Source organism: Phormidium sp. CCY1219, assembly GCF_055795085.1.
Genome location: NZ_JAYFEQ010000203.1, coordinates 1 through 8,031 on the forward strand (window position 1 = coordinate 1; position 8,031 = coordinate 8,031).

Annotated in this window: 8 protein-coding genes and 1 tRNA gene; 3 read left to right on the plus strand and 6 right to left on the minus strand. The window is 47.5% G+C overall.

Going from position 1 to position 8,031, the window contains the following annotated elements:
- Window positions 1-339: 339 nt before the first annotated feature.
- The 3 genes from AC0QH1_RS01370 to hisF all read right to left on the minus strand — a co-directional run bounded on the left by AC0QH1_RS01370 (window position 340) and on the right by hisF (window position 1,948).
- Window positions 340-412 (minus strand) — tRNA-Ala (locus tag AC0QH1_RS01370).
- A gap of 168 nt (window positions 413-580) precedes the next feature.
- Window positions 581-901, minus strand: coding sequence for a hypothetical protein (locus tag AC0QH1_RS01375; RefSeq protein ID WP_324628955.1), 321 nt, complete (start codon window positions 899-901; stop codon window positions 581-583).
- Window positions 902-1,180: 279 nt separating this feature from the next.
- Window positions 1,181-1,948, minus strand: coding sequence for an imidazole glycerol phosphate synthase subunit HisF (gene hisF / locus AC0QH1_RS01380; protein WP_324628956.1), 768 nt, complete (start codon window positions 1,946-1,948; stop codon window positions 1,181-1,183).
- Window positions 1,949-2,141: 193 nt separating this feature from the next.
- On the opposite strand from hisF, the gene petP reads away from it, so the two are divergent.
- Window positions 2,142-2,342, plus strand: coding sequence for a cytochrome b6f subunit PetP (gene petP / locus AC0QH1_RS01385; RefSeq protein WP_324628957.1), 201 nt, complete (start codon window positions 2,142-2,144; stop codon window positions 2,340-2,342).
- 94 nt (window positions 2,343-2,436) lie between these two features.
- Window positions 2,437-3,534, plus strand: coding sequence for a Get3/ArsA fold putative tail anchor-mediating ATPase NosAFP (locus AC0QH1_RS01390; protein ID WP_324628958.1), 1,098 nt, complete (start codon window positions 2,437-2,439; stop codon window positions 3,532-3,534).
- An 87-nt stretch (window positions 3,535-3,621) separates the two neighbouring features.
- Here AC0QH1_RS01390 and AC0QH1_RS01395 read toward each other — a convergent pair whose 3' ends face one another.
- From AC0QH1_RS01395 to AC0QH1_RS01405, 3 genes are read right to left on the minus strand one after another with little or no spacing between them, the layout of a single operon-like run.
- Entirely contained in the window at window positions 3,622-4,608 is a 987-nt protein-coding gene (locus AC0QH1_RS01395; RefSeq protein ID WP_324628959.1) for a hypothetical protein, read from the minus strand.
- Window positions 4,609-4,611: 3 nt separating this feature from the next.
- Window positions 4,612-5,574, minus strand: a complete 963-nt coding sequence (locus AC0QH1_RS01400; protein ID WP_324628960.1) for an MBOAT family O-acyltransferase — start codon at window positions 5,572-5,574, stop codon at window positions 4,612-4,614.
- Window positions 5,564-6,193 (minus strand): MBOAT family O-acyltransferase, encoded by a 630-nt coding sequence (locus tag AC0QH1_RS01405; protein WP_324628961.1) that lies wholly within the window; start codon window positions 6,191-6,193, stop codon window positions 5,564-5,566. The genes AC0QH1_RS01400 and AC0QH1_RS01405 overlap by 11 nt, the downstream gene beginning before the upstream one ends.
- A 399-nt stretch (window positions 6,194-6,592) precedes the next feature.
- On the opposite strand from AC0QH1_RS01405, the gene chlG reads away from it, so the two are divergent.
- A complete protein-coding gene (chlG, locus tag AC0QH1_RS01410; protein WP_324628962.1) occupies window positions 6,593-7,657 on the plus strand; it encodes a chlorophyll synthase ChlG in 1,065 nt (354 codons plus the stop codon).
- The last annotated feature ends 374 nt before the right edge of the window (window positions 7,658-8,031 follow it).

Sequence of the window (8,031 nt, forward strand, 5' to 3'; positions counted from 1 at the left end):
TCCTGGGAAAATAGCTCGGTGCCCGGTTAATTTTTACGCAAAGCCTCCTTCTTTTCTTGAAGGGGGCTTTGTTGTTTAAGTAAGCTTTCTTTCACGAGTAGTAGGGTGCATCACCGGTTCCAAGAAGTTTGTGCAATTTTCTTTTCTAACCTATTGGGGGGTACCCACCAAGCATTTCATTATTACTCCGGACATGCAATATTACTCCGGAGATGCAATTCTCCCACCAAGTAGGTGGGCTTGCCAATTTATTTGAGTAATACCTTTAAATCGACGATCGCTCCAACAAAAAAAATAGAAAGAGGGACAAGCAATTTGCTCGTCCCTCTTTATCTTTGATGGAGCTAAGCGGACTCGAACCGCTGACCCCCTCAATGCCATTGAGGTGCTCTACCAACTGAGCTATAGCCCCGTTCATTCAGTTGCTTTATTATAATGGCACGAATCTAAGTCATTTGTCAAGCACTTTTAAAATTTTTTTTTGACTTTTTTTTTTGGCTTGCCTGTCCCGGGCAATCATTCGGGGGGCTGGCGGAGGAAAGCTAGCCTAGAGATGGATCCGCAGTAAAGATTTCCCGCCTTAGGGCAGTAGAGGGCTGCGCCGATCGCCATCCATATAGCCATCCATATAGGCATCCATATAGCCACCGTCTGTGGTTTCGGAATATTCCACAGGCCATGCCTCAATCCAAGGGCTAACGCTAACTGCGCTTACCGAGTCATAGGAAGACTCTCCTAACCCGCGTTGGGCCATTTCTTTTACATATAACATATAGTCCCCCATCAGAAAATAGACAGCCATCATAGCGGCTGCAGCCATCGCCACCAAGGTTCCTGCCAACATCAGGGAGAACTCGCTCTGATCGAAAGCTTGCTGCATCAGGTGCAGTGCCCAAGCCACCAAAGCTATGACTATTATGAGTATGAGGATCATAACTTTACATATATCGCGCGAAGACTTTACATATTTTAACATATTCTCAGATTAAGCGAGGGAACCTTAAGAAAAAACCGAGGGGTGGGATCGGGCAGTGAAAACGCCCTCAATTCCAGACCCCATAAGGCTTACAGCGCACAAAAAAGGCGCTCTGAGCGATCGCCCACCGTGAAAACTTCATATTATTTTCACAGTTGGCAGATTCGCCAAAGCGCCTCAAAATGAGAAAGTCAAGACCCGAAACTATTGCCGCACGGGAACTTGATGGGTTGCCAGGTAAGTTTTAATTTCGGCAACGCTGAGTTGACCGTAATGTAGTAAAGACGCCAGAAGCGCCGCTTCTGCCTTCCCTGCACTCACCGCTTCATAAATATGCTGACAGTTGCCGGCACCGCCAGAGGCAATTACCGGAATTTCCACGCGATCGGCAATAGTGCGCGTCAATTCTAAGTCATATCCCGCTTGCGTGCCATCCGCATCCATGCTAGTCACCAGCAATTCCCCAGCGCCGCGAGATTCCACTTCTTGCGCCCAAGCGATCGCATCTAACCCGGTATTTTCGCGACCGCCGCGCACGTAAACGTCCCACCCCGGGTTCTCCGGATCCTTGCGGCGACGGGCATCGATCGCCACCACAATACACTGATTGCCAAAGCGATCGCTCGCTTCATCGATAAACTCGGGATTGCGAACCGCCGCTGAGTTAATACTCACCTTATCCGCCCCAGCTCTTAACAATTTTTTAATCGTTTCTAAGGATTGAATCCCACCCCCCACCGTCAGGGGGATAAACACCTTTTCGGCGGTGCGGTAAACCACATCAATAATAATGTCCCGGTCTTCGTGGGTGGCGGTGATATCCAGAAACACCAATTCATCGGCACCGGCATCATTATAAACCTGCGCCAGTTCCACCGGATCCCCAGCATCTTGGAGGTTGACAAAATTCACCCCCTTGACCACGCGACCCGCATTCACATCCAAACAAGGCAAGATTCGTTTTGCAAGCATAGTTGATTGTCAAGAATAAACACTCGATCCAACAAAATTTTTCCCGCAGACCCACAAGCCCCTAACGCTTCATCCCGGTGGTGTCCCCTTCCTCCAACTCGCTGACGAATCAAATCAGAAGAGTTGGGATAGAAGCCAAGCCCTGATAAACTGTGGAATGGTTTACAACGATCGCAAACGCACAGGATAGCAAATGGAAATCGGTCAAAAGGTCAAAGTCTGCCGCCTCAGAGAGAAATTGTCCGCCGATATGGTGAATAAAATCAAGCAAAATCCCGTCGGTACCGTAAAAGGGTTCAAAATGACAGACGGGAGTGGGGTTGGTGTCGTCGTAGAATTTGACAGCGGCATATCCACCTGGTTCTTTGAAGATGAGGTGCAACCCGTTCAGTAGGGGCGATCGCGGAATTTGGCAGTGCTAATCCCAGCCTGCCACCGCGAGGAAGGATTAACATAAGACATGCTTCAAGTGGGAACCAAAAAAACCAATGGCTCTGATTTTGACCTTTCTGGGTAAAGGTGGTACGGGTCGAACCACGATCGCGATCGCCGCTGCTAAGCGCTTCGCCGCCGAAGGTAAGCGCGTCCTCTTAGCGGGACAAGACACCAGTCCTGCCTTGAGTTTACTCCTCGGCACTACCCTCACCTGCGACCCCCAACCCATAGCTCCCAACCTCAAAGCAGTACAGTTTGAATCCACTACCCTGCTGCAACGAAGCTGGGAACAGCTCAAAAAACTGGAAGCGGAATACATCCGCACCCCCTTCTTCAAAGAAGTCTACGGCGAAGAACTGGGCATTTTGCCCGGAATGGATAGCGCCCTCGCCCTAAACGCCATCCGCGAATACGACGCCGCTAACGAATACGATGTTATCGTTTACGATGGCAAAAGCGATAAAGAAACCCTGCGAATGCTGGGAATGCCAGAAATGCTGAGCTGGTACATTCGCCGTTTCCGAGGGGTTTTAGCCGAGTCCGAACTAGGCAAAGCATTGTCCCCCTTCGTCCAACCCGTCACCAGCGCAGTTTTGAATGTCGGCTGGTCGATGGAGAATATCGGGGGAAAACCTGCCGACGAAGCAAACCAGTTGCTCGATCGCGGCAAACAAGCGGTATCCGATCCCAATCGGGTGGTAGCCTATTTAGTCACCTCCGGCGATCGCCTTGCTGTCGCCAGCAGTCTTTATTTGTGGGGTAGCGCCCAACAAGTGGGTTTAACCGTAGGCGGCGTGATTTGCAACCTCTCTCCCGTCACCGAACAAGTGGCAGAACAGTTTTCTCCCCTGCCCGTAAGCTGGGTGCCTCATCGGGAAGGAGACGACTGGCAACCCCTCCTGGATGCTTTACCAGACTTCAGCAAAGCCTCAGGGGCACCGCGCCCGATTGAGGTGGATGTTGCGACCAGCCAAGTGCGGTTATTTTTACCCGGATTTGACAAAAAACAAGTCAAATTAACTCAATATGGTCCAGAAGTGACAATAGAAGCGGGAGATCAGCGGCGCAATATCTTTTTGCCCGCACAACTGAGGGGCAAGCCGGTGAAAGGAGCTAAATTTCAACAGCAATCCTTGATTATTTCCTTTTAATTGGGTGAGCGATCGCTTCAGTGTAGCGATCGCCCCCTTTTGCGCCGAGAAAAAACCAATCTACCAGAGACAATTAGCTCAACGATGCTATTGAGCTTCTCGCAGGGGTGCTAAATAGGGCAAGAGTAAATCGATGGTTTGTCGGGTTCTGTGACGGGTACCGCGATCGTGAAGATGATAACTGGTATCGTAAAACATTGATTTGTCGTACATAAAGTCTTCGGGTTCGCCGAGAACCGGGACACCGATTTCTTGATAAAAATCTTTGATACTTTGAAAATATTCTTGTGATTTAGCTTCTTGATAGACATCAAACCCAATGGTATTCGGCCAAGTGGCGATTACCTGAATTTGATTTTCTCTAGCCCATTCTACAAATTTCCGGATGCTTTTCATTCCGGAAGTCGAGCGGAGGTAGCCTTGCAATTCCATCGGCTTTTCCTCAGCAACGATATGGATTAAGTTCGAGGTAATGTTCGCTTCTTTATTTTTTTTAATATCTCCATACTCATTCAAAAATAAATTGGTATTTTCCCGGGGTTCCGAGTTGAGGTAATAGATGGTTTTGTTAATCATACCATTTAGCAAACGCGGAAAAGAAGTGCCTAAAACGAAACGTATTTGCTGGAAAGGATTGAGGGACAGTAAATAGCTTGGATTGGAAGCTACTACATAGTCTATAAATACATTATTTAGCGTATCCCTTTGTTTGTAAAAATGATATTCAAGCGGCAGAAGAACGATATCTGTTGGTTTAGCTAACGAGCGCGCTTTCCTAAAGATGTAATCCGTACCTAGTGTTCCATGAGTGGCTGCATTTACACAGGGTACTCCAGTCTGTGCGGCAACTGCCTCGCAGCTAATGCCATAGAGTGCATTGGAACCCGCAACGACGATTAATTTAGGCGTATCGATTGAGCGAGCAATTCTCTCTTTATTTACATAAATATTGTCGATCCAAGCTGAAATTTTTGTTGTTTGAACTCCTAGTTGGTAGAAAAATGCTAATAGGAAAATAATCCAGCAAATTAAGAAACTGGAAACAAGTAAACGTAAATATTTTAAATACCGCATAGGTCAAAAATTAAAATACAAAAACTCGCTTTGAGAAGCGGTAAAAAAAGTTTTTACGACGATAAAAGCCGCAATACCCATGACAATTCCGAAAGTCGAATTTGGTTGCCATTTTAGGTGCTTTAATGAAGAATCTTCCTCAGAGTGGCGAAGAATGACATCTTTACTCTGAATGGGATTGTACTCTCTCATCCACTGGTAAACGTTGGGACAGAGTAATGCGATCGCGAACAGAATCAGAGACCAAACATAGGTTAAAACGAACTGTTTTTCAGCAACTGATGTAAATTTCACACCCCAACTTTCGAGTAAGGGTTTGAGAGAACCGAGTGCCTCGGCGATCGCCAACGGAATGGAAACACCATTTCCACCCACCATCCCTTTCAATAATACCAGTGCCGCTTCCAAGTTACTCGCTCGAAAAAACACCCAAGCGATCGCCACAGCGACTAAGGTAATGAAACTGCCGATCGCCCGACTCCACCCGTGATTTCCTTGGCGAGCGCGTCCCAATTTTTTGCACAGCGATCGCCATTGGTTGTTAATGATTAAATAAACGCCATGTAACCCTCCCCATAACACAAATGTCCAACCCGCACCATGCCAAAGTCCCCCCAACAGCATGGTAATCATTAAATTGATATAGCGGCGAATTTCCCCTTTCCGATTGCCACCGAGGGGAATGTAAAGGTAATCGCGCAAAAAGTTAGAAAGGGTGATATGCCATCGCCGCCAAAAGTCGATGATACTGGTTGCTTGGTAGGGGGAATTAAAATTAATGGGAAGTGTGATACCAAACATCAATGCGGCACCGATCGCCATATCGGAGTAACCGGAAAAATCATAGTAAAGTTGTAATGAATAGGCCAATGCCCCTCCCCATGCCTGAAAAAATTCTACTGGTATATCCCGCGCTGCATCCCGAAATACTGGCGTGGCATAGCGAGCGAGATTGTCAGCAAACATCACTTTTGAATAATCCGGCAATAAAAATGGTAATTCCTATGGTAAACTTTTCCCAGTTAAAGCGATAAATGGCTCGATCATACAACTGGAAAATCATTTGTTTGTGATGGACGATAGGTCCGGCAATGAGTTGGGGGAAAAAGCTGACAAAAACCCCGTACTTCAATGCACTGTATTCTTGAGTTTCTCCTCGGTAAACATCGACCAAATACGCGATTTGCTGAAAGGTAAAGAACGAAATACCCAAAGGCAGAATTACTTGTCTGCTCGGTTCCCAACTGGTACCCAAAACATCATCAACGCTGGCGATAAAAAAGTTCGCATATTTGTAATACCCAATAATGGCCAAATTAGCGGCAATGCCAACAATTAATAAAACCTTTTTGCCGATGGGTCTATTAATCTTGTGGCTTAATCCCCAACCAATCGCATAGTTGAACCCTATCGAACCTATCAGTAACAGGAGGTATGGGGGATTCCACCAGCCATAGAAAAAGAAAGAAGCCGCTAACAGAGCGACGATCGCCCAATTGTAATATCCTCTTCTGCCGATTTGATAAAAACTAATGAGCGCAATGGGTAAAAATCCCAAAATAAACTCTAAAGAGTTAAATAGCATAGGATTTCACTGTTAATGTCTCAATTTAACCAGCCGCTGCACTGTCTATTTGTTAAATATTCTTGACAATACATATAAGCCTTGAGGGAGTGGCGATCGCCTTTCTCGATACTCGGGAGTTAGCCAACATCCACTTTTTTTACTTGCATATATTAACACAACTTTTTCGGAATCGGTCAACCCAACATAATTTTTAACATTCACCCCATCAACCCACAGGCTGTCCCCGAGGCTGCGTAGCACTTTTGTAGCGATAATATCAGCGGGTAATTTAGAGCATCGGTACTCCAAGTGGGATCCAAATCCGTGCTTTTTGCCTCTCCCAGTCATAAAATTGATGTCAGGTTGCATAATAAACTAGATCCACTACTGGACGAAACGAAAATTTCATCCCCTGATATGTCTAACCCTTCTGCACCTGAGTCCAATCTGTCCCAGTCTCCAGAACAAGCGCCGCCTGAAGGGGCGGGCGAGACTGCAACCCAACCCGCTACCGACGCTGCTGCCCCCAACCGCAGTGCCAAAACGCGGCAGATGTTGGGCATGAAAGGAGCCGATGTCAAAGAAACCTCCATTTGGAAGATACGGCTGCAACTGATGAAACCCATCACCTGGATCCCGTTGATTTGGGGGGTGGTATGCGGTGCCGCCGCTTCGGGTAACTACCAGTGGAAACTCGAGCATGTGTTAATCGCTGCCGCCTGCATGTTGCTTTCCGGCCCCTTGCTGACAGGCTATACCCAAACCCTGAATGATTTCTACGATCGCGATTTAGACGCAATCAACGAACCCTATCGCCCGATTCCCTCCGGGGCCATCTCAGTGCCCCAAGTCATCACCCAAATTTGGGTGTTGCTACTGGCAGGAATTGGCATTGCTTACGCCTTAGATACCTGGGCGGGGCACGAATTTCCCACCATCACCGTCCTAGCGATCGGTGGGTCTTTCCTCTCCTACATTTATTCTGCGCCGCCGCTGAAACTGAAGAAAAACGGGTGGTTGGGCAACTACGCCCTGGGTGCGAGTTACATCGCCCTGCCTTGGTGGGCGGGACAAGCCCTGTTTGGCGAAATCGGTCCAACAATTATCATCCTCACCCTCATCTACAGCATTGCCGGCTTGGGCATCGCGATCGTCAACGACTTCAAAAGTGTCGAAGGCGACAAACAACTGGGTTTGCAATCCTTGCCCGTGATGTTTGGTGTGGGCACAGCGGCTTGGATCTGCGTGTTAATCATCGATATCTTCCAGCTAGGCATTGCCGGCTATTTGGTTAGCATTCACCAAAACCTGTACGCGGCGATTCTGATTTTGCTGGTCATTCCGCAAATCACCTTCCAGGACATGTATTTTCTCCGCAATCCCCTGGAAAATGATGTCAAATACCAGGCATCTGCTCAGCCGTTTCTCGTACTCGGAATGCTCGTCACTGCTTTAGCGATCGGCCAAAACCCAATTACCTAAATTAAAATCATGGCGGCACCAACAGCCGTCGAAGCGAAACTCGAGGAGCGTTCCACTGTGAGGGGTGGACGGATGATGCGGCAGGTGGAAAACGACTCTGCCTAGGCTATCATCTGCCACCCCTCGCCCCATGCGCGATCGCAGTGAACCTGAAACACTCGCCGGAAATTAGAGATTGGGGCAGAAAACAGAACCAAAGCATTGAAAACCAACCCGATTTAACCATGAACCAACTCGATGAAACCTTTACAAACCGTTCTCAAAATACTCCTAACGGCTTGAGAATGTCGATCGCGATTTTACGAAAGAAAAACGAGAGTTTGAAAGCTACGTTTTTTAAAACGTAGATGAAAAACGAACGGCGACTTTAGTCG